Raw genomic sequence first — 22,631 nt, forward strand, 5'->3', positions numbered from 1 at the left:
AGGCGATCTCTATGCCCTGTGGATAAATAGGTCATAGAGGGACAAAATCACCTCAATCACGATCAAAATCACCACATACAACTCCAACCGCAGGCCCGTATTTTGTTGTTGTAAATCCAAGGCCGTTTCAGCGGTGCGGGCAACTAGCTCCAACTTACGGTCGAGGGCAGCATGGCGCTCGCGAATTTCGTACTCATCCTCTAGGCGTAGATACAGTCGATCCAGCTCTGGATACTCCCACAGCAGTTCCGGCTTATCAATGATTTCCACCCGTCCCACCGTCTTATGCTGAATCAAGAGGGTATTGCCAATTTGCTTCAGCAGCTCCTGCCCACGATGGCGGTTTTGCCCAGGTTGTTGCAAGCTGACAGCAAAGGGTTCAATTTGATCAAAGACCTGGGCTGCCCCAACCTCATAGTGAGCCAGGACAACACTCTTGGCCAGCACCTCTGCCACCAACTGCAGGCTAGCCGGATCAAACTGGGATAACCAGACGACACCATCCTCCACCTTGCCAGCATTGCTTGGCCGCAAGCGAATCATCACGGCCTCCGTCTCAGGATGCTCAAAACAGTCCTGGGTGTGGGCCTGCACCCGCTCCAGGAAGGCCGTCTCTTGGCAGGGCGACGCCCCAAATACCACAAACGCCCCATAGTCAAAGACAACCGCTTGCCCCGACTCACCAATGGTAGTCATCAGGGGTGACATCATGCTGGTTACTGGATCACTAAAGGGTTTGAGATCGATGCTTTGGCCTAAAAAATAGGCTCGTGCTTGAATAACGTCCTGATCGGGAAACAGTAGGGTAGACATTTGAACATAGGTGGTTGGCTAGGATTGATCCCAAGTATGGTCTGGGATCAGTCGGGATGGTTGGTCACCCCAATGGGGTGCCGACGGCCATGGGGTATCTCGCCACACCATGACCAACGGTACTGGCGTGGCTCCCAGGTTGGGCCCTCAGGCAATACCGAATGACCTAAGCTACCTGACAGAGGCAATATATCGAGCTTATCTATAGCGCGTCTATGCCGATGAGTTGGTCACCGCAGATGACAGTTAGGCAACCATGATGAAACGTGTGTTATTTGTTTTGGGAGTGCTAGAGGATGATGATATTGATTGGCTACTAACCGTAGGGCAACGCTTAGAGTTCCATGCCGGCGATGTCTTGATTCGACAGCAACAGCAGGCTGAGGCCATTTATCTGCTGCTCGATGGCACTCTCCATGTGTCCGTAGCCTCCTGGCCCGATCAAATTATCGCTGAGCTATCCAGCGGCGAAGTCGTGGGAGAAATGTCCTTTGTTGACACCCGGCCGCCGTCAGCCACGGTGACAGCCGCTACTCCGGCATTGTTACTGGCCATTCCTTGGTCCCCCCTGCAGTCAATGCTTCAGCAGGACAGCCGCTTCGCCGCTCGATTCTACCGAGCCCTGGCGATCCTACTCTCTAGCCGGCTACGCACCACCGTTCAGCACCTCGAGGGCGAACATTGGCAACCGGTAGTGCTGTCGGATCAAGAATGTTCCCGCGATATGGCCGAAACGATTTCCCTTGGAGGTATCCGCTTCGATTGGTTGATGCGTCGACTGCGCGATAACCCGACGGCCCCCACTGAGGCCGATTGGCCCACCTCAGAGCCAGAGTAGACTCGTCCTAGAGGGGAGCTACTGGCGCGGAACAGTCCCTGATGTCACACTGGTAGGATAGCAATGGAGGCATCAATCTGCTCAAGTCTCTGGGCTGGCAGGCTTTATCATTCGATCTATATCATTCGATCTAGTAGTTGCGACTGCTGGCAAGTCAGATAGCGCTCAGATGTAGAGCGTTGGCTAGCTCAAACTATTTCGCCTTATCTGGCTCAATCTATAGCTCTATTCACCCTTGAACTCAGCTCCCGAGAATGGCTTCAGAACCGCATCTCAACAGCATTTTAATCGTCGAAGATAGTAAGGGCCGCCGAGAGATCACTCTGGATGGGTCGGTGTATTCCATCGGTCGCGACCCCAAGTGTGATATACGGCTATCATCCCAGTTTGTGTCTCGTCACCATGCCACGTTGGTGCAGCTACCCAAGGACGACAATTCCTATTACTACCGCATTGTCGATGGCAATCTGAAGGGCAAGCCTAGTGCCAATGGCATGTTGATTAACGGCCGCAAATTACAGGCCCATGATTTGAAAAACGAAGACGAGATCGTATTTGGCCCCCAAGCTCGCGCGATTTATTATCAGCTCAAGCGAGATGCCTCCTCCACCTTACCGCCAGACGAATTCGACATTACCCTCATCAGCCCCAACATGGTAGAAGAGGAGACTGATGAAAAGATGGCCGAAGATGATGATGGCATGGAACCGCCCAGCATCTCTAAGCATTAATTAAGCATTAATTAAGCATTAATTGGCACTAGTACGTCGCACCTCACGTCGAGACATCGCCCATCCCCTGTTAGGTGGTTAGGTAGCGCTGCAGATGCTAGGACGGTTGCCAGAGGGTCGAGGTGGAAATGGCTTGATTGACGACTTCAAACACTTTCTGGCAGTGGTTGTTGCGCCGTAGGGGCAGCTCTTCATTCTTGACCACCAGGCTGATCTTGACCTCCTGATCTTGAGACGTGGGAGGATTAATCAGCAACTCGATGGTGGCTAGTTGGCTGATGGAAACCTGCCCAGGCTTTTCCTTTGCCACCAGATAATCTGCCGTCTCGTAGATCAAGTTAAAATCGCACGATTGCAGAGTGCTAATCAAGGACTGACGCAAGGTCGGGATGGAGTTTGCTGTCTTAAACAAATTGGTGTATCGAGCCATGGCTTTTTCCGATGGAGAGCATCTAGCGGGTACACACGTGGGCACGAACTATCAGGAATAAGCTGCTGTCAGCTAAGTTTCCTCGATTGACTCCGGTAACCTCAGGGGTTCAGAGCGCTCGACATCCTGCAGACTAAGGAATACTAATAGCTTAGCAAGGTCACCCTTTATCCTAAAGATGAGGACTGTATCAGGCTATCACAGTCACAATCAGGCTCTTGTCACGCTGTCAGTTTGGAGCCCCTAGCTTAATTTCTTGCTCAGGATTACCCTCAAGCTTGCATCCTTTACCAGGCTAGATTGTAGATTATGTTACTAATTCTTAAGGAAATGCCGCGCTTGTCTCAATGCCTAGGGCAAATGATTTAAGGATTTCGATGGGGCAGGACCAGCTATGCAAGGAAAACTTATTGTCTTGGAAGGGATAGAAGGCTGTGGCAAGACAACTCAATTGGGGTATTTACACCGTTGGTTACGGACTCAGCCACTGATTCAAGCGCTCCGGGGCCAAGGTCAGATTGGCGATATCATCATCACTCGGGAACCAGGGGGAACCCCTTTAGGCGGGGAATTACGTCAGCTGTTACTGACTCAAACCACCACGACTGCCATTGCCGCTCGCACGGAATTATTGCTCTACGCCGCGGATCGGGCCCAGCATGTAGAGGAGGTTCTATCCCCGGCGTTGGCTCGGGGCTGTTTAATTCTATGCGATCGCTATGTGGATTCAACCGTGGCCTACCAAGGCTATGGCCGTGGCATAGATTTAACCTTGATTGAGCAGCTCAACCAAATCGCCACTGGCGGTTTAGTCCCTGATTTGACCCTGTGGCTGCAGCTGGGGGCAACCACAGGGTTGGCTCGTAGTCGCCAACGGGGCAGCATTGACCGCATGGAGCAGGCTGATGTGGCCTTTCATCAACGAGTGCAACAGGGCTTTGAAGCCTTAGCAGCGGCTCATCCCCAGCGGATTGTGCCAGTGGCTGCGGCAGCTCCCGTGACTGAGGTGACTCAGCAGATCCAAACAATTGTGATGCAGCGCTTGCAGCGATGGTATCGTCCCCTTTCTCCGGTCTCGTAGGCCAATCGACAGCAGTAGCCTTGCTAACCCGGGCCGTGCAACAGCAGCGAGTCGCCCCTGCCTATCTCTTTGCCGGTCCAGAGGGCGTGGGACGACGGCGAGCCGCTTTGGCCTTGGCTGAGTGGCTCTTGCACACTCCATCTAGTCAGGCAGGTAACTTACGCCATCGCCTGCAGCAGGGCAATCATCCTGATCTGCTTTGGGTGGAGCCAACCTACTTGCACCAGGGTCGGCCGGTGACGGTAGCAGAGGCCATGGAGTTGGGCCTGCGCCGTAAGAGTCCGCCCCAGATCCGGCTGGAACAGGTGCGACAGATCGGAGGCTTTCTCAGTCGCCCGGCCCTGGAGGCGGCTCAGTCTTTGGTGATAATCGAGGCCGCCGAAACCATGGCGGAAGCCGCCGCCAATGGCCTGCTGAAAACCTTGGAGGAGCCCGGTCGGGCCACCTTGATTCTGCTGGCGCCGGACGCCACGACCCTGCTACCTACGTTGATCTCTCGCTGTCAGACGATTCCGTTTGTGCGCTTGGCGGCTGCGGATCTGCAGCAGGTGCTGCAGCAGACTGGGCATACAGATATTCTGCGGCACCCCGAGGTATTGGCCATGGCCCAGGGCAGTCCCGGCCATGCGATCGCATGTTGGCAACAGCTGCAGACCATCCCCGCCGACTTGCTAACCACCCTGCACCGTCCTCCCCGCAGCCTGCGGGACGCCTTAGAACGCGCCCGCCACATCACTAGCACCCTGGATACCGAGACCCAACTCTGGCTGATCGATTACCTGCAGCAGCATTACTGGCAACAGGGCCTCACCACCCTGGCCATCCTACAGCGATTAGAGCAAGCCCGCCGTCAGCTGCGCAGCTTCGTGCAGCCGCGGCTGGTGTGGGAGGTGGCCTGGATGGAGATGGTGGGGTGATGTTTAGTGAAGAGTGAAGGGTGAAGAGTGACGGGTAGATAGGTGGTGGGGTGTTGGCGGAGCCTGCCCGAAGGGCTTAGGGGTGATGGGGTGATGGGGTGATGGGGTGATGGGGTGATGGGGTGATGGGGTGATGGGGTGATGGGGTGATGGGGGATGGGTGATGGGGTGATGGGGTGATGGGGTGATGGGGTGATGGGTGATGGGGTGTGGCGGAGCTTGCCTGGAGGGCTGAGTTTTGAGTTTTGAGTTTTGAGTGAGTGAATGGTTTGGCTCCCTGTCAAACGGTGATTGGGCGGGTGAGTCGGTCGATAGCGGATAGAGGGTAGGGGCGCGGTTGCCGGGCCCAAGGCAGAAAACCTAACGACCAATCGACCAGCCCTGCCGCAGGTCCAGGGCAGCAGCGCGGAAAAGGCAGCGGGCTTCAATTCAAAATTCAAAATTTATTGCTACCGTGCCGATGCGACGCGATCCAGCACTGCTAATCGACATGCCCGTCCGCAGGTCCAGGGCAGCGGTTTGCCCTGGTCGTCGGAGTCCGAGGGGAGCGAATCCCCTCGGGCGAGCGCTCTGGCTTGGAAAACCAAGTGTGGTCTTACCGAGGTTTACCACACCTTGCCAATGCAACGCGATTCACGACGGCTGATCAATAGCCCTTCCGCAGGTCCAGGCGGCGGCACGCCCGGGTCGTAGGGGTCCGGGGAAAGCGAAATTTCCCCGGGTGAGCACCCCGAGCTACACAATTAAGCATGGCCTTACCGAGGTCTACCGCCACTACCCAAAAGCCCTCCCCCGCTTTCCCCCGATGGTCCTAGCGTTTAGGATAGAAGCGATATCTCGATCCATTTATTACCCGATCATTACTGGCGTGACGCTATGACTGCTAGCCGTACTGAACCCAGATCCCTCAAGACAGTATGGTTGCTGATTGGCGCCTTAATATTTTTAGGAGGCGTCTCCTGGTGGGTGACCCGCAATATCCTACAGTCCCGTCAGGCCCGCCCAAGAGGAAGCCAGCCAGCCCCCTCCCCGTCAGGTGCAGGTAGTGGCCCTGGGGCGGCTGGAACCCGAGGGCCGGGTGGTGGATGTAGCCGCCCCCGACAGTGGTCGCATCAGCCGCATTGTCGTGGAGGAAGGGGAGCGAGTCGAGGCGAATCAGGTCGTGGCCTATCTCGATCTCTACGAGGTGCGGCTGGCCGAGCGCGACTATGCCGCCAGTCAACTGAGCGAGGCCCAATCCATTCTGGCGGCAGAGACCCAGGCAGGGGAGTCTCGCATTCGCGAGGCCAACACCCGCATTGACCAGATCGATCGGCCCCAGGCGGCTGCTATCGCGGCTCAGACCTCTCGCATTGAAGGGCTCCAGGCCGAACTCAGGCTGGCTCAACTGGACCTAAACCGGTTTCGACAACTGTATGAGAACGGCGCCATTCCCCGCCAGGACTTGGATCGCCAGCAGGCCGATGTGGATCGCCTACAGGCAGATCTCGCCAGTGCCGAGGCCAGCAAGCTGCAGCTGCAACAGGCTCGGGTCAGTGATCTCAGCAATGCCCAGGCCCAGGTAAACTCGGCCCAGGCCAATCTCACCCTGGCCCAAGCCCAAACTCGGGTAGATTCGGCTGCCCGCAATCTGGCCCTGGCCGAGGAACAACTGGAGCGGACCCTGGTGCGTGCCCCCCGCGCTGGCCAGGTGTTGCGGCTCTATGTGGAGCCGGGGGAGGCCGTCTCGAATCTGGAGGGTAGCCCGGTCTTGGCCCTGGGCAATACCGAGCAGATGTATGTGGTAGCAGAAGTCCATGAGACCGATGTGGAGCAGGTGGAGGTGGGGCAAGCGGCCACCATCACCAGCCGCAATGGCGCCTTCGACCAGACCCTAAGCGGCACTGTGGAGCAGGTGGGACTGCAGATTTTTAAAAACGATGTCCTCGATGATGACCCCGCCGCCAATGCCGATGCCCGAGTGGTGGAGGTGCGGATTCGGATTGCCCCCGATGATAGCGAAATAGTGGCAGGGTTGACTAACCTGCAAGTGGATGTGGCCATCGACATCGAGCCGACTACCGAGGAAACTCTCAGCCCAGCGGTGCCTAGCCCGCAAGGATAATGAAACGGGTCCCGTTAGCCTGGTACAACTTACTGCGCGATCGCACCCGGCTGACCGTGGCCATCTTTGGGGTGGCCTTCGCGGTGCTGCTGATCTTTATGAATCTGGGCTTTCTGGGGGCCTTGATTGCTACGGCCACCAATGTCTATACCCAGCTCAATGCGGAGTTGTTCCTGATCTCGCCCCAGTCCTTAGAACTCAGCAGCACCGAGCCCTTTCCCCGGGAGCGCCTATATCAGGCGGGGGGTATTGCCGGGGTAAAGCAGGTGATGCCCCTCTATACCGATTACATTCTCTGGCGCAATCCCGAGACCCGCATCAGCCGGGCCATGTTTGTCTATGGCATCAACCCCGAGGACCCGGTGTTCCTGATGCCAGAACTGCAGCGCCCCGAGACCATCGAGCAGTTGCAGCGGCCCAACACGGTGTTGTTCGATCGGTTGTCGCGGCCAGAATTTGGCCCCCAAACCCCGGGCCTGGAAACCGAAGCCGACCGACGACGGGTGGTGATCGGCGGCCAATATACCCTGGGGGGCGGCTTCGCCGCCGATGGCACCGTGATCATGAGCGACCAGAACTTCCGTCGCTTCCTGGCGCCGCGGCCCCTGGATACGATTAATCTGGGCCTGATCCAGCTGCAACCAGGGGCGGTGCCTGAGCGGGTGGCGGCAGCGATGCGATCGCAACTGCCAGAAGACGTGCTGGTGCTGACCAAGGAGCAAATCATCGCCCGCGATAGTCGCTTCTGGATTCAGACTACCTCCATCGGCTTCATCTTCGGCCTCGGGGTGATCGTCTCCCTGGTCGTGGGCGTGGTGATTGTCTACCAGATTCTCTACTCCGACATTCGCGATCACCTGCGGGAATACGCCACCCTGAAGGCCATGGGCTACAGCGGTCGGTATCTATTCATCGTGGTGCTGCAGGAATCGGTGCTATTAGCCCTGATGGGCTATGTGCCGGGGCTGGTCGTCTCCCTGGGGCTCTACACCCTGACGGTGACAGCGACGGCCGGCAGCCTGCCCATTACCATGACCGGGTTTCGCGTCGTCTTCGTGCTGGCCCTGACCATTCTCATGTGTGGCCTCTCCGGCCTGATATCGGTGCGGCGGGCCGTCACCGCCGATCCGGCGGAGGTGTTCGGCTGATGTTCAGGCCCATGTTCAGGCGCACTCCCCTAGCCCTGCTCAACCTGATCCACGATCGGCGTAAGTTTCTCACCTCCCTGGCCGGCGTCAGCTTTGCGGTGCTGCTGATGTTCCTCTTCAACGGCTTCATGAATGCCCTCTACGACAGCCAATTGCAGCTGCTGCAGCGGCTCAACGGCGAGATCATCGTGATCAACCGGCTCAAGACCACCATGTTTGTGCCCCGCTCCTTCGCCCGACGCCGCCTCTACCAGGCCCGGGCCCTGGCTGGGGTCGTCGATGCCTATCCCCTCTACACCAGCGAGGCCAACTGGAAAAACCCCGAAACCCGCAAGACCCGGCCGGTACGAGTGCTGGCCTTTAACCTGGCCGACCCAGTGCTGCCCCTACCAGGGGTGCTGGCCAACTTAGAGGCCTTAAAACAACCTAATACCGCCCTGATCGACACCCAGGCCCGGGCCGAAGTGGGGCCCACCCGAGCCGGCCTCAGCAGCGAACTGGCCGAGCGCCGGATCCACATCGTCGGCACCTTCAGCTTGGGCACCGACTTTGCCGCCGGCAATGGCAACCTGATCATGAGTGATGTCAACTTCCTGCGCTACTTTGCCAACCGCGGGCCCGAGGAAGATGAGCGCAGCTTTGCCACCGCCGACATCGGCTTAATCAAGGTGGCCCCCGACGCCGATATCGAGCGGCTGGTGCAAACCCTGCGGGATACCCTGCCCAATGATGTGCTGGTGTTGCCGCGGGATGGCCCGGAGGGGTTCGTGCAGCGGGAGCGCATCTACTGGCAGGACAATACCAACATCGGCTTCGTCTTCACCCTGCTGACGGTGATGGGCTTCGTGGTGGGCATCATCCTGGTCTATCAGATTCTCTACACCGATGTGGCCGATCACTGGTCAGAATATGCCACCCTAAAAGCCATGGGTTACAACAATCAATTTTTTATCGGGGTGGTGATTCAAGAAAGCGTGCTGTTGTCTATGATCGGCTTCATTCCTGGGTTCTTGGTCAGCAGTTTGCTGTATGCTCTGGCAGCCGGCACCACCGGCTTGGTCTTCAAAATGACCCTAACCCGCGTGCTTGCTCTCTATGGGCTCACCCTGCTGATGTGTTTGATTTCAGGGGCCATGGCCATGCGCAAGGTGCAATCTGCCGATCCGGCGGAGGTGTTTAACTAATGGACCCGGCCCCATCGTCCCAGTCTGCAGCCCCAGAGGCAGCCACAGCCTCTGCAGAGGCAGACCTGGCGGTGCGGGTGCGCGGGCTGAATTATGCCTTCGGTCGGGGAGACCTGCGGAAGCAGGTGCTATTCGATATCGGTCTGGATCTGCCTAAGGGCCAGATCGTGATCATGACCGGCCCCTCCGGCTCTGGTAAGACCACGCTGCTGACCCTGATTGGGGCCCTGCGGCGGGCCAGCGACGGCAGCCTGCAGGTGTTGGGACGGGAGCTGGTGGGCCTCAATGATCGCCAGCTGGTGGCGGTGCGGCGCAACATCGGCTTTATCTTCCAGTCCCATAACTTATTTGAGTCCTTGACGGCGGCGCAGAATGTGGAGATGGCGGTGGAGTTGACCGGTCGCTTCCAGAGCAAGCGGCAGCAGGCCCTAGATATCCTCACCCAGCTCGGCCTCAAGGATCGGGCCGACTATAAGCCGGAGGCCCTCTCTGGCGGTCAGAAGCAGCGGGTTGCGATCGCACGGGCCCTGGTCAACCAACCCCAGCTGATCCTGGCCGACGAACCCACCGCCGCCCTAGACAAGAAATCCGGCCGCGATGTGGTGATGCTGATGCAGCGGCTGGCCCAGGAAGAAAACCGCACTATCCTGATGGTGACCCACGACAACCGTATCCTGGATGTGGCCGACCGCATCATCAATCTGGTCGATGGCACCCTGGAAGCCGACGATAACCTAGAGCACTTCATCGCCTCCCACGATCCCAAGGCCCTAGATCGGCGCATGTTTATTCTGTAAATCCCCGTCACCCCCTCCCATGACCATTTCCTTCGCCAGTCAGATTCAAGAACTGAGCTACCGCAAAGTCGCCGACTATCTGCAGTCCTCTAATCTGTTTAAAGAGACAGTGCGGGCCGACACTGACCAGCCTCGCTTCGACAGTCTCTATGGCTCTACCCTGGTGGAAATCGAAGTGCTGCCCTGGGAGGTGCATCCCTGGGAAGCGGCGGATCTGGCCACGGTGCGGGCCACCAGTTGTGTCACCGTGGGCAGCAGCATCAACGCCCAGCTGATGCACTTCCTGCTGACGGAGAACCGACGCATGCGCTTCGGCGCCTTCCATCTAGACGAGGCCAATCAGGTGCTGTTCTCCGAGAGTGTCTTGGGGGGCGAGAATATGGACCTGATGGAGCTGCAGACCTGCATTCTCTCGGTGGTCACCATCGCCGATACCTACGACGACATCATCGCCCAGCGGTTCGGCGGCCAACGGGCCGTCGACCGCCTAGCCAAATCGTAAACGCCCTATGCTGAGCTCCCTGCTGACGCGGCTGCATCGCCGCTATCCCACCGCTAGCCTCACCGCCGACCTGCTGATGGTCCATGACGGTAACTTCGTGGTGCGATCGCAGGTGGCCATCAACGGCATCGTCGTCGCCTCCAGCCTCGCCGCCGCCACCACCGTAGAAGCCGCCGAAGACCGGGCCAAGCTGCGGGCCTTGCAGGCCATAGACTTGGGCGACACCACTGACCCGCCATCCCCAAAATCAGACGCCTTTCCTGAGTCAGAAGCAACGCCAGCACCCCCGGCAAAATCCCCGCCGCCCGCCGCTGCGAAAGCGCCAGCTCCTGCAAACAAGTCCTCAGATTCCCCTACAGAGGAGCCGACTCAGCCCCCTGCCGCGCCTGCCAGTGCTCAAGCAACTCCCCCGAAACCAGACCCGACGACTACCCATCCCTGCAACGGTTCTGCCTCTCCACCTCAACCGTCAGCACCGCCTACCTCCGTCAACAATGCCGCTGCCCCGACTGCCCCAGGAGATACCCCCATCGACCTCTCCGACATCATCGCCCAGACAGATGTAGAACTGCAGCGGCTGGGATGGACCGTAGCCCAGGGACGCGAATACCTAGAAGCCACCTACGGCAAACGCTCCCGCCACGACCTCAGCGACGAAGAGCTGTTGGAGTTTCTGCTGCACCTAGAAGCTCAACCCAGTCCCTGATCATCAACAGCAACTGTGCTGTCCCCATAACCATAGCGGTAGTCACTTTGCTTAGATGCCGTTCACCCCGAGCGGAGTCGAGGGGCACTATATCAAATCCGCTAAGACAGGCAACATTACGATGATGTATCACAACTGCAATCCGTCATTCCGGGCAAGCGCAGCGCGACCTGGAATCCAGGCAGAGGGCTGTGCTATCCGCACAGAACTTCTCGGCGGAGATTTTCAGGGATGGGATTCTGGCTATGCCCTCGGGGTACGCCTGCCCTGGACCTGCGGCTGTCGGTGGGTGGTGGTAGATCTCGATAAGACCGCACTTGGCTGTCTTAATCAGAGGGCTCACCCGAGGGGATTTCGTTCCCCTCGGACTCCGACGACCAGGGCAAACCGCCTGTGGTGTTCGCAAAGCGGCTCCGCTCGTAGTGAGCGAAGTCGAACTGCAGGAGCAACGCAGTCGAACCACCGCCCTGGACCCAGCGGAAGGGCTGATCTGTGGGTGGTCTAGATCACGTTGCATCGGTGAGGAGGCGTCCTGGCATTTGGGGTAGATGTCGTGGGGCCAGGCTTGACGCCCTGGATTCCTGCAGCGGCGGGAATCGTCCATGGCGCTGACGCGCCACACCAAACGATGAAAATCGTGTTTACTTTCAGAACAATGACAGAGAACTGTTTTCCTAGGTGAATTAACCGGATTTGATATAACCATAATGGCTGCCGCTATAGAGGAAGCGCAGCGTCTGAAGAGATAGGCGGGGCCACTTTCACGAGTCGGGCTGACTCCTAGACCGCTGCTGGAACCCAGGCAGCAGTAGCCATGCCATTAAGACAGGACATCGTCGAAGGCGATGATCCTTCAGTACTTCAGCAGCCCCCTCGCTTACCGTCTCCATCCCTACTGCTAGCACTTGCAGCGATAACCCTGAGGGATTTAAACAACCCGTTTGATGCGAAAGAGATACCACTATCACCTTTAGTAACATAGATGTTTTTTAACGAGGTGCCGCTAGCTCGTTTAGTAACATGAATGTTTTTTAACGAGGTACCACTATCACCTTTAGTAACATCAATGTTTCTTAACTAGATACCACTATCACTCGGAGAGATACCACTATCACTTTTAACAACATGGATGTTTCTTAACTAGATACCGCTATCACCTTTAGTAACATGGATGTTTCTTTAGTTGATGACCCTAGGTGGGAAACTAGCAGTCATAGGGTAGTGATCCCCTGCTGTAGATTTTTTTGGGCAGAGACATGGGTGGGATATGTCTCAATTCCTGACGCCGCCCATCGTGATCTCGAACTCTTCGAAACCCTGAACCCGATCCTGCAGGCCCTGAGCCAATTGTGTTTCTTGGTGAAAGATACCGGCAGTGAAGCCTACACCGCCGCCCGAGCGGCTTATAAATCTATCAAGACCAGCGGGAAGGGCATCAGCCTGGATGAGGTGATCGATAATCTGAAACAACAGTTTCAACGGTCTCGCCGACCCGCGACGGCCAAGGCTGAGTAACTGCGATTAACTGAACTCTTTGTTGGTCTACAGCAGGGGCATCCTTCGGGGTGCTTCTTTTCGTTGAGGAGATTGACCACTAGATAAGCCCGGCATTGGAGGTATTATCCAGCAGTTTTGACGGATAACATCCCTAATCTCCAGGATTAACCATAAAATCTGCTCGATAACACCCTGAGACCTCGGACTTATCAATCAAATAGTCCGTTTAATTCCTTAAAAACCGGGTATTATCCCGTAGATCTGATAGATAATGTGGGGTATAGGGGGTCTTATCCAGCAGATCTGGCACTTAATACATAGTTATGCCGCGCAAGCAACGCTATGCCGCCGAATGAGTACAGCCGAAACGACGTGGACGAACCCGTTGAGGTCGTTGCCTACGATCCGGCATGGCCCGAAGCCTTCAAGTGCGAGCAGGCCGCGCTCCTCCCTCTGCTCAGCCCTGAAGCGGTCGCCGCCGAGCACTTCGGGAGCACGGCGGTTCCGGGCCTCACCGCCAAGCCAGTCGTGGACGTGTTGATCGGGCTGCGGCATTATCCGCCATCCGAGCGAGTGCTGGCTACGCTGAGCCAGTCGGGGTACGTGTGCTTGGGAGAGGCGGGCGTGCCCGGGCGCCACTACTGCCGGAAGCGCGAGGCGGCAAGAGCGACCGGGCGCTTACTTGCGTACTCGGAACGGAAGGCAGACGTCATGGCGTCGTTGCTGGAGCGGGCGCGAGCTTGGGCGGGTTTGCCCTCAGGCGCGGCATAACCAGCGGCTGCACGCGGACGCAGGGCCGGTGCGTCTGGATTACCGCTTCGCTATTTTGCAAGCTCACTACTTCGGCTGGCCGTCGGCGCACCCTGCGCCGGTGAGCCGCGAGCCGTTAGACGGCATTGAGGACGGTTGCGAATGAAAGTGCTGGCAATCGGCGCGACGGGCTTCATCGGCCAGAACGTTCTCCCTCTATTGATCGACCGGGGGCATGAAGTTGCCGTGCTGCACCGGGGAGAGACGGTTCAGAGTCCGCCAGAAGACGTACGCGAGATCCGAGGTAACCGCGATCGGCTAACTGATTGCCGGGCTGAGCTCGAACGATTTGCACCCGATGTGATACTCGACCTGATCCTATACACCGAGCAGCAGACGCAACAGATTGTCGATATCTTCCGGGGCACAGGAGGCCGGGTTGTCGCGGTCAGCAGCGGCGATGTCTATCGCAACTACGACGGATTTCGCGGGAAAGCCACGGCTCCACCTGATCCGGTGCCGTTATTGGAGAACGCGCCGCTTCGTGAGACGCGGTATCCCTATCGGGGCCACGAAATGAACTTCGGGTACGCGCAAGACTACGAGAAGATTCTGGTCGAGCAGCTCTTGCTGGGTGAGCCAGCACTTCCCGCAACCGTCCTGCGGCTTCCTGCCGTCTACGGCCCTGGGGACAGACAGCACCGGCTGCGGCCTTACCTGCAGCGCATGACGGACCGCCAAGCTCAAATCCTCCTTGAGGAGGGACAGGCCAGCTGGCGCTGGACGCGAGGCTTCGTCGAAAACGTTGCCGCTGCAGTGGCATTGGCGGTCATGGATCCCCGCGGCGTAGGTCATGTCTACAACGTTGGCGATGAACCCACTTTCACCGAGCGCGAGTGGGTAGAGCGAATCGCACGCGTGGCCGGTTGGGGAGGCGATGTCGTCGCAGTGCCGCGATCCGAGCTGCCGGATGATCTTCGGCAGCCGGTGGACTGGCGATTCCATCTGTGGACTGACACTGCGGCGTTGCGCTTTGACCTCGAGTACGTTTCGCCAGTCCCGCTCGACGAGGCCTTGCGGCGCACAGTGGAATGGGAAAGGTCGGGGCTTGGGGAGTGACAGATGATGCGGTCTAACAAGCCGATGAAGCTGACGGTCGCCTTCGGCGCCTGCAGCTTATCGGCGAGCCGTTCGTCGGCAATCGAGAGAGAAATTCTACCAAGGGTCTGACTGGCGGTGGAGCAATCGGCCGTTGTTCAGTTGAGTTCAACTCAGTGATTCCAACTCGCGACAGGTTTCAAAAAGTTGTCGTCAGCAGCGTCAGGGTAAGTATTGTTAGCGATTGATTAAGTCTCAACAGTCCCAACAGATCCTGGCGGTTGCTTGCCTCAGGATCTTAATCGCGAATGGCGGTATCGACGAGTGCGCTCGGTGGGTGTGCGGGGTCTGCCAACTGGCCAAGGTTACGCTTTGTCAACGGTGGGTCAGTAGCCGAGGTCCCAGTCGATATCGGTGAATGGCCTAGGGTGAGTGGTTTTGAGCGATTGGTCAGTGGGATGAGTTCAGGTTGCGATCGTGGCCGCCCCCGCCAGAAGGTTGGCCCCCGAACCCTGTGTTGGAGCGGTCTGAGCGAAAACTATCGGCTACACTTGAAACGTGCTGCCCAGCCGCACAACTACGCCGTTATGCTGCAAGAAATCATATAAGGAGACAGACATGGCAAAAATTCCAGTGTTTTATAGCTTTCATTTTGACAATGATGTGATGCGCGTTCAGCAAATAAGAAACATTGGCATACTCGAAGGAAATTCACCCGCTTCGCCAAATGATTGGGAACGGTTGAAGCGTACAGGTGAGACTGCTGTTGAACGCTGGATTGAAGATAATATGAAATACAAGCGCTGCGTTATAGTTTTGATCGGTTCTGATACAGCAAACAGGCCTTGGGTGAAATATGAAATTAAAAAGGCCTGGAATGATCAGCGAGCGCTCTTGGGTATTTACATCCATAATCTAAAGTGTCCCAGAAATGGTTTTAGTAAAAAAGGAAAAAATCCTTTTGATGAGCTACAGCTTGAGAGCGGAACAAAGTTGTCTTCCCTCGTTACGTGCTATGACCCTAGCCCATTGAATGCATATGATGAGATTGCTAAAAATGTTGAAAATTGGATCCGCTGGGCCATAAAAAATAAGCAAAACTAAGCACATGGAAAACACTTTCCTTGATATAGACCCCGAATCATCTTCGATCCAAACTCATCTTGGAATTATTCAGAACGTGATTCAACGAATGTCCAGTAACAGCTCGGCCTGCAAAGCTTGGTGCGTTAGCTTGGTCGCCGCTGTGTTAGTCCTAGTGGCTGATAAAGGGAAGCCGGAATATGCATGGATAGCATTGCTTCCAATTGTAGCATTTGCGGCATTGGATACATATTACTTAGCGCTTGAGAAAGCGTTTCGCAGTTCATACAATGCATTTATCCGAAAGCTGCACAATAAGCAAATAACAGAACAGGATCTGTATTCGATTTCGCCTGTTGGCAAGATGAGTATTCTTCAAGTAGAAGCGCTAAGGTCTTTCTCTATATGGGGTTTTTATTTATCCCTTGCAGTTTTGGTATGGGTTACAAAAGCAACAGTGCTGAGTTAAATAAACCTAACATCTACTCGCAAACCAACCGCCGAGATTTGATCGGTTGTGAAGCAGTGGTTGTCTATAGAGATTGAAGCGGCAGGTTAGGCTACCAGAGCACCAATATCAATATGACTAGCTACCAAAATAAATCTGATGACTACGTTTTCATTAGCTACCGAAGAACCGATTTTGACTGGGTGAAAGCATATCTACTACCAAAGCTAAAAGTTTGGAAAGTAAATTATGTAATAGATCACCAAGATTTTCTGCCAGGACAACGTATTGCAGGCACCATACGGGATTATATTAGATCATCTCGAAAGGTTATATTCGTATGCACAAGAGAATTCCTCGATTCTGAATGGTGTAGAGAAGAGTTAGAAACGGCTCGTGCAGAAGACCCAGGAAGCATTCAGGGAAAATCTATTCCAGTCGTTTTAGATAAGCTCGGAGTACCTGACCTGCTAAGTGACATAATATGGTGCGATTTATCCAATGACCAAAATGATGCTAATGAATGGAGGAAATTGTGTGTTTCAATAGGTGGCAGCTGGGACGGCTACAGGGCTATTCAAGATTTGGTTGCAGCTGCAATTGGAGCAGAATACTCCGTATACAAGCAACTGCCAAAGATAAAATTGAAGAAACTTGAAAACCATTTCGACGTGAATGGCGGAGCGTATAAAAGGATAAATAATCTCTTAGTTCAACATAGTCAGAAAAAGTGGATAATATCAAACGAACATAACCCATCTACCTATCTAATATTAGACATTCAAGTGAAACCTAATGGAGGCGATGGGTACGTTGCCGAGACAAAGGAATATTGGTATCTTAGATGGTATTCATTAAGGGATCAAAAATACCGACATATATACAATGAAACAAATCAGCAATTATATAAAGTTCAAAACTTGAACGGATCGTATAAAGTGGTGGACAACATTTACCCAGCTCCTAGGAAGAGGTGGTGGCGATCAATATTAAATTACGTATTGAAGTTTAGGTAAATGACTTAACATAATCTCTGGTGTAGACAATGCCCTGGCCCTGCCGCCTAACCCTACACAGGAGCGGACGGAATTTATAATCCCGGCATCGATGCAAAAATATTGGCCGCCGCTCAACTTCGACGTTATGCGGCTGAAGCCCTCGGTGAAGGCAATACCTGTAACCCTCGGTCAGCATTAAAGGCTGCTCTTCTACCGCTCTCTCAGTAAGCGGTGTAAGATGGCAATAAGGAGGGCAATATGAGTATTCCTATCATCGACGAGGTTGTTGAACAATTGAAGGTCATGCCTCAACCCTTGCAAAGGCAGGTGCTTGAATTCGTTCGATCGCTGGTAAAAGCGGAAGTCCGAGGTACACCAGGGCATCAATTGTTACGTTTCGCTGGTTCAATTCCCTCTGATGACCTTCAATTAATGCGTGAGGCGATCGAGCAAGATTGTGAGCGAGTCGATATTAGTGAGTGGTAGGTTTTTGCTCGATACCAACATCGTTATTGCACTTCTTGCAGATGAGGCGATCGTTAAAGACAATCTTGCTCAAGTCAGTGAAGTTTTCATTCCAAGCATTGTCATTGGTGAGCTGTGTTATGGAGCCAGAAAGTCAGGACGAGTTGAAGCAAACCTAGCAAGAGTTGATGAATTAGTGCGATCGCATATCGCCGTAGGTTGGGTTGAGACACGAAACCCAACACTCACAGGCTTTAGCCAGTATAATTGTACGGTGGGCATTATCTTTTCCGAGATCCTTGCTAACCCATACTCAACCTACAATGCCCACCACTGAAAAAAGGTGGGCAAACAAAGCTTAGAGACGATAGCAAGGGGTGTCTATTATGGTTTTGCCCACCCTACTTCACTACTTCACTACTGACCGCTGGTGGCACAGATGACATCGACAACATACAGCCCCTTTGTTATCAGTGCAATTTATCCAAGTTCAATGGTCGTTGAAAAGAACACTAATGAAGTTCCAGACAGTGCAACTCGGGATTGTTCAAGAGTTCTTGAATTGCTGTTGCTCCGGAACGAATTAATGCTTCGACTTGATTAGTTGGTGCATTGCCACATCGCAACCAAACAACTTTGGGTGGAGAGCCATAAAGCCGACTTCTTTCAGAGAAATCTGCATCTTGCGTCACTATGCAAAAGTCATTGAGCTTAGCAAAATCCCAGATTTCAGTATCTGTTTTCTCAGCTAGGTCATGGAATTGAACGTGGCTGGATTCAGGAAAAATATCAGCCAACCGATTAATCAGCTTACGGCTAAGGTTTTGGTCAAACAGCAGCTTCAAGCAGCACTCACCGATGCAACTAAACGATGTTCGCGATCAGCTGCGAACTCTAAACAAGCCCTAATGTCAGTTTCCGTTAATTCTGGAAAGTCGTCAATGATTTCAGCGGTAGACATACCAGCCGCTAACCAGCCCAAGACATCGTAGACCGTAATCCGCATCCGGCGGATGCATGGCTTGCCACCACGCTTATCAGGCTCAATCGTAATGATGTCGCGATAGCTCATAATACGGACAGGCTGCTTGTGCATACCTAAGTCTAAAGCAGGCTAACACCTCGCTGCAACGGACGGCGATTAGTTGGTCGATCTGAGGCAAGAGGTTGTCTGCCGCCGTTGAGCTTCACCGTTATACGGATGAGACTTGCCGTGTAATGGTTTTGTATCTATTACGATCCCAGATGTAGCAAATCTACCAGTCCTAGAACACAGGACCTTCTAATAAGCAAGCCTAGAGTTACTATGCTGTTCAAACTAGTCAGAGGGGGAATTGCCGGAGCCATAGCCTTTGCTATAGCTAATGTTGTTAGCAATCTCTTATTTTTCCAAATTGGTAAGCCAATTCTCTTTGATCCAGATATACAGAGTGAAAAATTTATAGCGGTTTTATTTGAGCTGGAACCGCTTCCCTTGATGTTTACTAACAGCCCCCTCTACATGGCAATTGTTACGGTTATCGGCATTGTGCATGGATTAGTCTTTACCTATATTGAACCAAGTTTCCCCAAAAGCACAATCAAACGCGGTGTTGCATTCGCTGTGATTTTGTGGGCTTTGATGGCGTTATATTTCGAGTTCCACACGCCGTTTAACATGTTCCATGAGCCGGTATCGCTTCTACTGCTTGAACTATTCTTCTGGGTCATGGTGCTATTGGTCGAGGGGATACTGATTTCCTTAATGTATGGTGCGAGTCGATCTCCATCCAGGCGACGGTGATGAGGCCTTCAGCCTCAAACCCCACCTTTGCCAACTGTACTCAACCATACAACGCAGTGCGATCGCATATCACCGTAGATTGGGTTGAGGCACGAAACCCAACACCCTCAGGCTAAGCCATCACTACTCACAGGTAACAGACGCAAGTGGTGAGTAAGGTGGATAAACATCTTGTCGATAACCTTGGCAAAGCTCAAAAATCTCAACTTGCCCACCCATTTTAGGAGAAAGTTGGCATTGAACAGATCACAGATACCATCAAAGTCTTAGATAAGGCAATGCCCACTCTACTCACCACCGCTAACCTTCTAGTTTTCACCATGTAACCAGGAGATCAAATGACGAGCACAAGTACGGTTTACGTGGTGCTAGCGGCTCTCTGCTGGGGGGTATCAGGCGGGATCGGCGGTATTTTGATGGCCGACGGCTGGGACGCATTCGTGGTGTCGTTCTACCGGGGCGTGATCGGTCTGCTGTTCGTCTTCGTCTGGCTAGCGTTGCGCCCGAGTGGTAGCGGATTGGCCAGTCGCCAATTATGGTTCTGGTCAGCGATTGCCGGTCTCGGCGTAGCTGGCAATTTCGCGTTTTATTTCGTGAGCATCGCGCAGGGCAGTATCGCGATTGCGGCTACACTGATGTACTGCGCACCCGTGTTCGTGTATCTCGTGTCATTCGCACTAAAGCTCGAAAGACCCACCGCGTTGAATTTGGCCGCGATCGCGGTAGTGATGTTTGGCATTGTGTTACTTACCCAGATTTACGATGTCGGCGCGGGCAGTGTCACGTCGATCGGTGTGGGTGCCGGGCTGCTTGCCGGGCTGTCCTACGCGGTATTTATTCTCGGCTTCAAGTATGCGGCACCGCACGGCAGCCCGCAGGCGATTCTCACGATAGCGTTCGCAGTACTTGCCACCATCCTGATCTGGCCGGGCGATGTCAATCAGACCGTTGGAGTCCTAAGCACGCCGGATTGGCCGCTGTTCGTGGCACTGGGCGTGTTTGGCGCGGGATTATCGTTCGTCCTTTATATCGTCGGCCTGAACCGTATCGCACCGGCCATAGCCTCAATCCTGGCAATGATCGAACCCGTCATCGCGTCGCTATTCGGCGTAGTGGTCTTAAATGAAAGCCTGGTAGGCCCACAAATCTTCGGCATGGGACTGATTTTGGTCACAGTGACTGCATTGAGCGTTGATTCAAACGTTTGACAAACATCTACATCTTCTTAACCACTAGCTGAGTAGCGTTTCGATCGAGGACCCAACTGTCTATAGCGATCCTATTTGAATTATGAGAATCGACCGTACTGATGCATCTTTGGAAAATCAAACACATCAAGCTTGAAAAACTGCTCAAATAGCGCCTTGAGGGCTGTAAAACAAGGCTTCAGTCCGGCTAACGACCGTAGCCATGTCTTCGCCTGCAACCAGACATCCTCAATCGGATTCTGACTCGGGTCGTTGGGCGCAAAGCGGACACAGTGAATGTGCCACTGGGCTTCTGGCAAGCCCTGATTGACCTCTTTGAGAAAAGCTTGTAGGTCTTTGGAACGATGGTAGCTGGCTCCATCCCACACCACGAGTAATCGTTGACCAGCAAACTGCTGCTGCAAAAACTTGAGATAAGCAATGGTGCACGTCGTGTTGCCTGCTGGATGGGCGGCTAGCAACACCCGCTTGCTCAGCAAGTCAAGGGCGCCATAGTAAGTCTCACGCCTTCGGCTTCATAGGCGAGTTTCCAGTTACTGATAGAGCCCATCGAGACGTCCAAGATGACCACAATCGCTTCATAGCCCCCTGATACAACAGCTTGACGGCCAGCGCTTGCTTCACCTGTCGCCCGTCTCTCTCTTTACTGATGAACGCTTTGAGTTCTTCTATCTCAGCCGTTGTGCTTTGCTCTCAAAAATAATTAAGGATGGCTATAGTTGGCATCCTTGTCAGTAGGGGCATTGGTGGGTATGTCTGCGGGACCTTTCCCTATGCAGATAGGTGCTTAGCTAGCCAGATTTGCTGCCGTGGGCTGTAGAGGATTGCCGTACAATTGGCCCTGTTGATCTACTGCCCCATTGCCATGGCATCCCAACGCACCCCCTTGTATGACCTGCTCTTAGACCAAAACGCTCGCATAGTGGACTTCGCGGGTTGGGAAATGCCCGTGCAGTATGCCGGCATCAAACAGGAACATCGAGCGGTGCGGCAGCAAGCTGGGGTATTTGATATTTCCCACATGGGTAAATTTGTCCTGCGGGGCCCTGGCCTCTTGGCTGCCCTGGATGGGTTAGTCCCGACAGATTTGAGTCGCCTGCAACCGGGTAAGGCTCAATACACAGTATTGTTGACCCCTGAGGCTGGCATTGTTGACGATCTGCTCCTGTATCGCCAGGAGGATGATAGCCAGGGGGAGCGGGTAGTCACCATCGTCAATGCAGCCACGACTGCCAAAGATAAGGCCTGGTTGCGTCAAGCGCTGGAGCCCACCATTGAGCTGCAAGATCTCTCAGCAGAGCAAGTGCTGCTAGCGGTGCAAGGTCCCTACGCGGCGACCAAGTTGCAGGCCTTGGTGGACATCGATCTGTCTACCATCAAGCGCTATTGCCATGGGGAAGCCACTCTCTGGGGGCAACCGGCATTCTTGGCCCGCACCGGCTATACCGGGGAAGATGGTTTTGAGATTATGGTGCCCGCCGAAACGGGCCGTCGTCTCTGGTCGGCACTGCTGCAGGCGGAGGTTACCCCCTGTGGCCTCGGGGCCCGCGACACTCTGCGTTTAGAAGCGGCCATGGCCCTCTACGGTCAGGATATTACGGAAGCAACTACGCCCTTGGAGGCGGGATTGGGGTGGCTAGTGCACCTAGACCGTAAGGGAGATTTCCTAGGCCGCCCAATATTGGAGCAGCAAAAACAGCAGGGGGTATCTCGAAAATTAGTGGGCCTACGGATGGAGGGACGACATATCGCTCGCCACGGGTACCCGGTCCTCCAAGACGATCAACCCGTGGGTGAGGTGACCAGCGGCACGCTGTCCCCCAGTCTGGGGTATCCCATCGCCCTGGCCTATGTACCGCCTGAGTTAGGCCAGGTGGGTCAGGCTGTGACCATAGAGATTCGGGGCCAGGGGCGGACGGCTACGGTAGTAAAGCGGCCGTTTTATCGCGCTAGGACCTGAAATGTGCTGGAATAGCTGTGCTATCAGTGGTTGCTCATGCGACACTGACAGAACCAGTGTGTGATTGGTGGATTCAAGAGGCAGGAGGCA

General features: G+C 54.7%; 26 protein-coding genes and 2 pseudogenes. 22 read left to right on the forward strand and 6 right to left on the reverse strand.

Annotated features, from left to right (window positions below; all coding sequences use genetic code 11):
* Nucleotides 1-9 precede the first annotated feature (9 nt).
* Complete coding sequence (locus XM38_RS14050) at nucleotides 10-813, reverse strand: RMD1 family protein (RefSeq protein WP_088430194.1); 804 nt, start codon at nucleotides 811-813, stop codon at nucleotides 10-12.
* A 256-nt stretch (nucleotides 814-1,069) separates the two neighbouring features.
* Between XM38_RS14050 and XM38_RS14055 the strand changes: the two genes are divergently transcribed.
* Together XM38_RS14055 and XM38_RS14060 are read left to right on the forward strand one after the other, a co-directional pair.
* Entirely contained in the window at nucleotides 1,070-1,651 is a 582-nt protein-coding gene (locus tag XM38_RS14055; RefSeq protein WP_256995634.1) for a cyclic nucleotide-binding domain-containing protein, read from the forward strand.
* Between the two features lie 254 nt (nucleotides 1,652-1,905).
* Nucleotides 1,906-2,382 (forward strand): FHA domain-containing protein, encoded by a 477-nt coding sequence (locus XM38_RS14060; RefSeq protein WP_080807906.1) that lies wholly within the window; start codon nucleotides 1,906-1,908, stop codon nucleotides 2,380-2,382.
* Between the two features lie 97 nt (nucleotides 2,383-2,479).
* On the opposite strand, the gene XM38_RS14065 is transcribed toward XM38_RS14060, so the two are convergent.
* Nucleotides 2,480-2,812 (reverse strand): hypothetical protein, encoded by a 333-nt coding sequence (locus tag XM38_RS14065; protein WP_080807903.1) that lies wholly within the window; start codon nucleotides 2,810-2,812, stop codon nucleotides 2,480-2,482.
* Nucleotides 2,813-3,206: 394 nt separating this feature from the next.
* Here XM38_RS14065 and tmk point away from each other — a divergent pair, with 394 nt between their 5' ends.
* Together tmk and XM38_RS14075 are read left to right on the forward strand one after the other, a co-directional pair.
* Entirely contained in the window at nucleotides 3,207-3,893 is a 687-nt protein-coding gene (gene tmk, locus XM38_RS14070) for a dTMP kinase (RefSeq protein WP_080807900.1), read from the forward strand.
* Nucleotides 3,863-4,810 (forward strand): DNA polymerase III subunit delta', encoded by a 948-nt coding sequence (locus XM38_RS14075; protein WP_088430198.1) that lies wholly within the window; start codon nucleotides 3,863-3,865, stop codon nucleotides 4,808-4,810. Before tmk ends, XM38_RS14075 begins: the two co-directional genes overlap by 31 nt.
* Here the strand turns inward: XM38_RS14075 and XM38_RS14080 are convergent.
* Entirely contained in the window at nucleotides 4,744-5,160 is a 417-nt protein-coding gene (locus XM38_RS14080) for a hypothetical protein (RefSeq protein ID WP_137455125.1), read from the reverse strand. The genes XM38_RS14075 and XM38_RS14080 overlap by 67 nt on opposite strands.
* 695 nt (nucleotides 5,161-5,855) lie before the next feature.
* On the opposite strand from XM38_RS14080, the gene XM38_RS14085 reads away from it, so the two are divergent.
* The 15 genes and pseudogenes from XM38_RS14085 (at nucleotide 5,856) to XM38_RS29015 (ending at nucleotide 18,094) form a co-directional block, all read left to right on the forward strand.
* Nucleotides 5,856-6,914, forward strand: coding sequence for an efflux RND transporter periplasmic adaptor subunit (locus XM38_RS14085; protein ID WP_225889317.1), 1,059 nt, complete (start codon nucleotides 5,856-5,858; stop codon nucleotides 6,912-6,914).
* Nucleotides 6,914-8,062, forward strand: a complete 1,149-nt coding sequence (gene devC, locus XM38_RS14090; RefSeq protein ID WP_080807883.1) for an ABC transporter permease DevC — start codon at nucleotides 6,914-6,916, stop codon at nucleotides 8,060-8,062. The genes XM38_RS14085 and devC (XM38_RS14090) overlap by 1 nt, the downstream gene beginning before the upstream one ends.
* Before the next feature lie 11 nt (nucleotides 8,063-8,073).
* Nucleotides 8,074-9,246 (forward strand): ABC transporter permease DevC, encoded by a 1,173-nt coding sequence (gene devC, locus XM38_RS14095; protein ID WP_088431691.1) that lies wholly within the window; start codon nucleotides 8,074-8,076, stop codon nucleotides 9,244-9,246.
* On the forward strand, nucleotides 9,246-10,043 hold the full coding sequence (locus XM38_RS14100) for an ATP-binding cassette domain-containing protein (protein WP_080807897.1): 798 nt from the start codon (nucleotides 9,246-9,248) through the stop codon (nucleotides 10,041-10,043). Before devC (XM38_RS14095) ends, XM38_RS14100 begins: the two co-directional genes overlap by 1 nt.
* Nucleotides 10,044-10,062: 19 nt before the next feature.
* Nucleotides 10,063-10,545, forward strand: coding sequence for a T3SS (YopN, CesT) and YbjN peptide-binding chaperone 1 (locus XM38_RS14105; protein WP_088430200.1), 483 nt, complete (start codon nucleotides 10,063-10,065; stop codon nucleotides 10,543-10,545).
* 526 nt (nucleotides 10,546-11,071) lie between these two features.
* Nucleotides 11,072-11,251, forward strand: a pseudogene (locus tag XM38_RS29360) (hypothetical protein); the annotation flags it as partial.
* A gap of 1,260 nt (nucleotides 11,252-12,511) precedes the next feature.
* Nucleotides 12,512-12,766: a hypothetical protein gene (locus XM38_RS14115; RefSeq protein WP_080807875.1), complete on the forward strand. Its 255-nt coding sequence runs from the start codon at nucleotides 12,512-12,514 to the stop codon at nucleotides 12,764-12,766.
* Nucleotides 12,767-13,090: 324 nt separating this feature from the next.
* On the forward strand, nucleotides 13,091-13,519 hold the full coding sequence (locus tag XM38_RS14120; protein ID WP_080807871.1) for a GrpB family protein: 429 nt from the start codon (nucleotides 13,091-13,093) through the stop codon (nucleotides 13,517-13,519).
* A gap of 141 nt (nucleotides 13,520-13,660) precedes the next feature.
* A complete protein-coding gene (locus XM38_RS14125) occupies nucleotides 13,661-14,617 on the forward strand; it encodes an NAD-dependent epimerase/dehydratase family protein (RefSeq protein ID WP_080807868.1) in 957 nt (318 codons plus the stop codon).
* Nucleotides 14,618-15,214: 597 nt separating this feature from the next.
* Nucleotides 15,215-15,700, forward strand: a complete 486-nt coding sequence (locus tag XM38_RS14130; RefSeq protein WP_080807865.1) for a TIR domain-containing protein — start codon at nucleotides 15,215-15,217, stop codon at nucleotides 15,698-15,700.
* A 4-nt stretch (nucleotides 15,701-15,704) separates the two neighbouring features.
* The gene (locus XM38_RS14135; RefSeq protein ID WP_080807862.1) at nucleotides 15,705-16,148 is read left to right on the forward strand and encodes a hypothetical protein; all 444 of its coding nucleotides are present in this window, start codon (nucleotides 15,705-15,707) and stop codon (nucleotides 16,146-16,148) included.
* Nucleotides 16,149-16,261: 113 nt separating this feature from the next.
* Nucleotides 16,262-17,143 (forward strand): toll/interleukin-1 receptor domain-containing protein, encoded by an 882-nt coding sequence (locus tag XM38_RS14140; RefSeq protein ID WP_080807859.1) that lies wholly within the window; start codon nucleotides 16,262-16,264, stop codon nucleotides 17,141-17,143.
* Nucleotides 17,144-17,383: 240 nt separating this feature from the next.
* Nucleotides 17,384-17,611: a hypothetical protein gene (locus XM38_RS14145; protein WP_080807856.1), complete on the forward strand. Its 228-nt coding sequence runs from the start codon at nucleotides 17,384-17,386 to the stop codon at nucleotides 17,609-17,611.
* Nucleotides 17,601-17,927: a PIN domain-containing protein gene (locus XM38_RS14150; RefSeq protein WP_080807854.1), complete on the forward strand. Its 327-nt coding sequence runs from the start codon at nucleotides 17,601-17,603 to the stop codon at nucleotides 17,925-17,927. The genes XM38_RS14145 and XM38_RS14150 overlap by 11 nt, the downstream gene beginning before the upstream one ends.
* A gap of 83 nt (nucleotides 17,928-18,010) precedes the next feature.
* Complete coding sequence (locus XM38_RS29015) at nucleotides 18,011-18,094, forward strand: HNH endonuclease (RefSeq protein WP_391540811.1); 84 nt, start codon at nucleotides 18,011-18,013, stop codon at nucleotides 18,092-18,094.
* 8 nt (nucleotides 18,095-18,102) lie between these two features.
* Here the strand turns inward: XM38_RS29015 and XM38_RS14160 are convergent, their stop codons facing one another.
* Together XM38_RS14160 and XM38_RS14165 are read right to left on the reverse strand one after the other, a co-directional pair.
* Complete coding sequence (locus XM38_RS14160; protein WP_080807185.1) at nucleotides 18,103-18,435, reverse strand: DUF5615 family PIN-like protein; 333 nt, start codon at nucleotides 18,433-18,435, stop codon at nucleotides 18,103-18,105.
* Nucleotides 18,432-18,662, reverse strand: coding sequence for a DUF433 domain-containing protein (locus tag XM38_RS14165; RefSeq protein WP_080807183.1), 231 nt, complete (start codon nucleotides 18,660-18,662; stop codon nucleotides 18,432-18,434). The genes XM38_RS14160 and XM38_RS14165 overlap by 4 nt, the downstream gene beginning before the upstream one ends.
* 234 nt (nucleotides 18,663-18,896) lie before the next feature.
* On the opposite strand from XM38_RS14165, the gene XM38_RS14170 reads away from it, so the two are divergent.
* Both XM38_RS14170 and XM38_RS14175 read left to right on the forward strand, forming a co-directional pair.
* The gene (locus XM38_RS14170) at nucleotides 18,897-19,373 is read left to right on the forward strand and encodes a hypothetical protein (RefSeq protein WP_088430202.1); all 477 of its coding nucleotides are present in this window, start codon (nucleotides 18,897-18,899) and stop codon (nucleotides 19,371-19,373) included.
* Between the two features lie 338 nt (nucleotides 19,374-19,711).
* On the forward strand, nucleotides 19,712-20,581 hold the full coding sequence (locus tag XM38_RS14175) for a DMT family transporter (protein ID WP_080807848.1): 870 nt from the start codon (nucleotides 19,712-19,714) through the stop codon (nucleotides 20,579-20,581).
* 80 nt (nucleotides 20,582-20,661) lie between these two features.
* On the opposite strand, the pseudogene XM38_RS14180 reads toward XM38_RS14175, so the two are convergent.
* Nucleotides 20,662-21,072 (reverse strand): annotated as a pseudogene (locus XM38_RS14180) (transposase); the annotation flags it as partial.
* Between the two features lie 374 nt (nucleotides 21,073-21,446).
* Between XM38_RS14180 and gcvT the strand changes: the two are divergent.
* Nucleotides 21,447-22,541, forward strand: coding sequence for a glycine cleavage system aminomethyltransferase GcvT (gene gcvT, locus XM38_RS14185; RefSeq protein ID WP_088431693.1), 1,095 nt, complete (start codon nucleotides 21,447-21,449; stop codon nucleotides 22,539-22,541).
* Nucleotides 22,542-22,631 lie beyond the last annotated feature (90 nt).

The organism is Halomicronema hongdechloris C2206, assembly GCF_002075285.3.
Lineage (GTDB): Bacteria > Cyanobacteriota > Cyanobacteriia > Phormidesmidales > Phormidesmidaceae > Halomicronema_B > Halomicronema_B hongdechloris.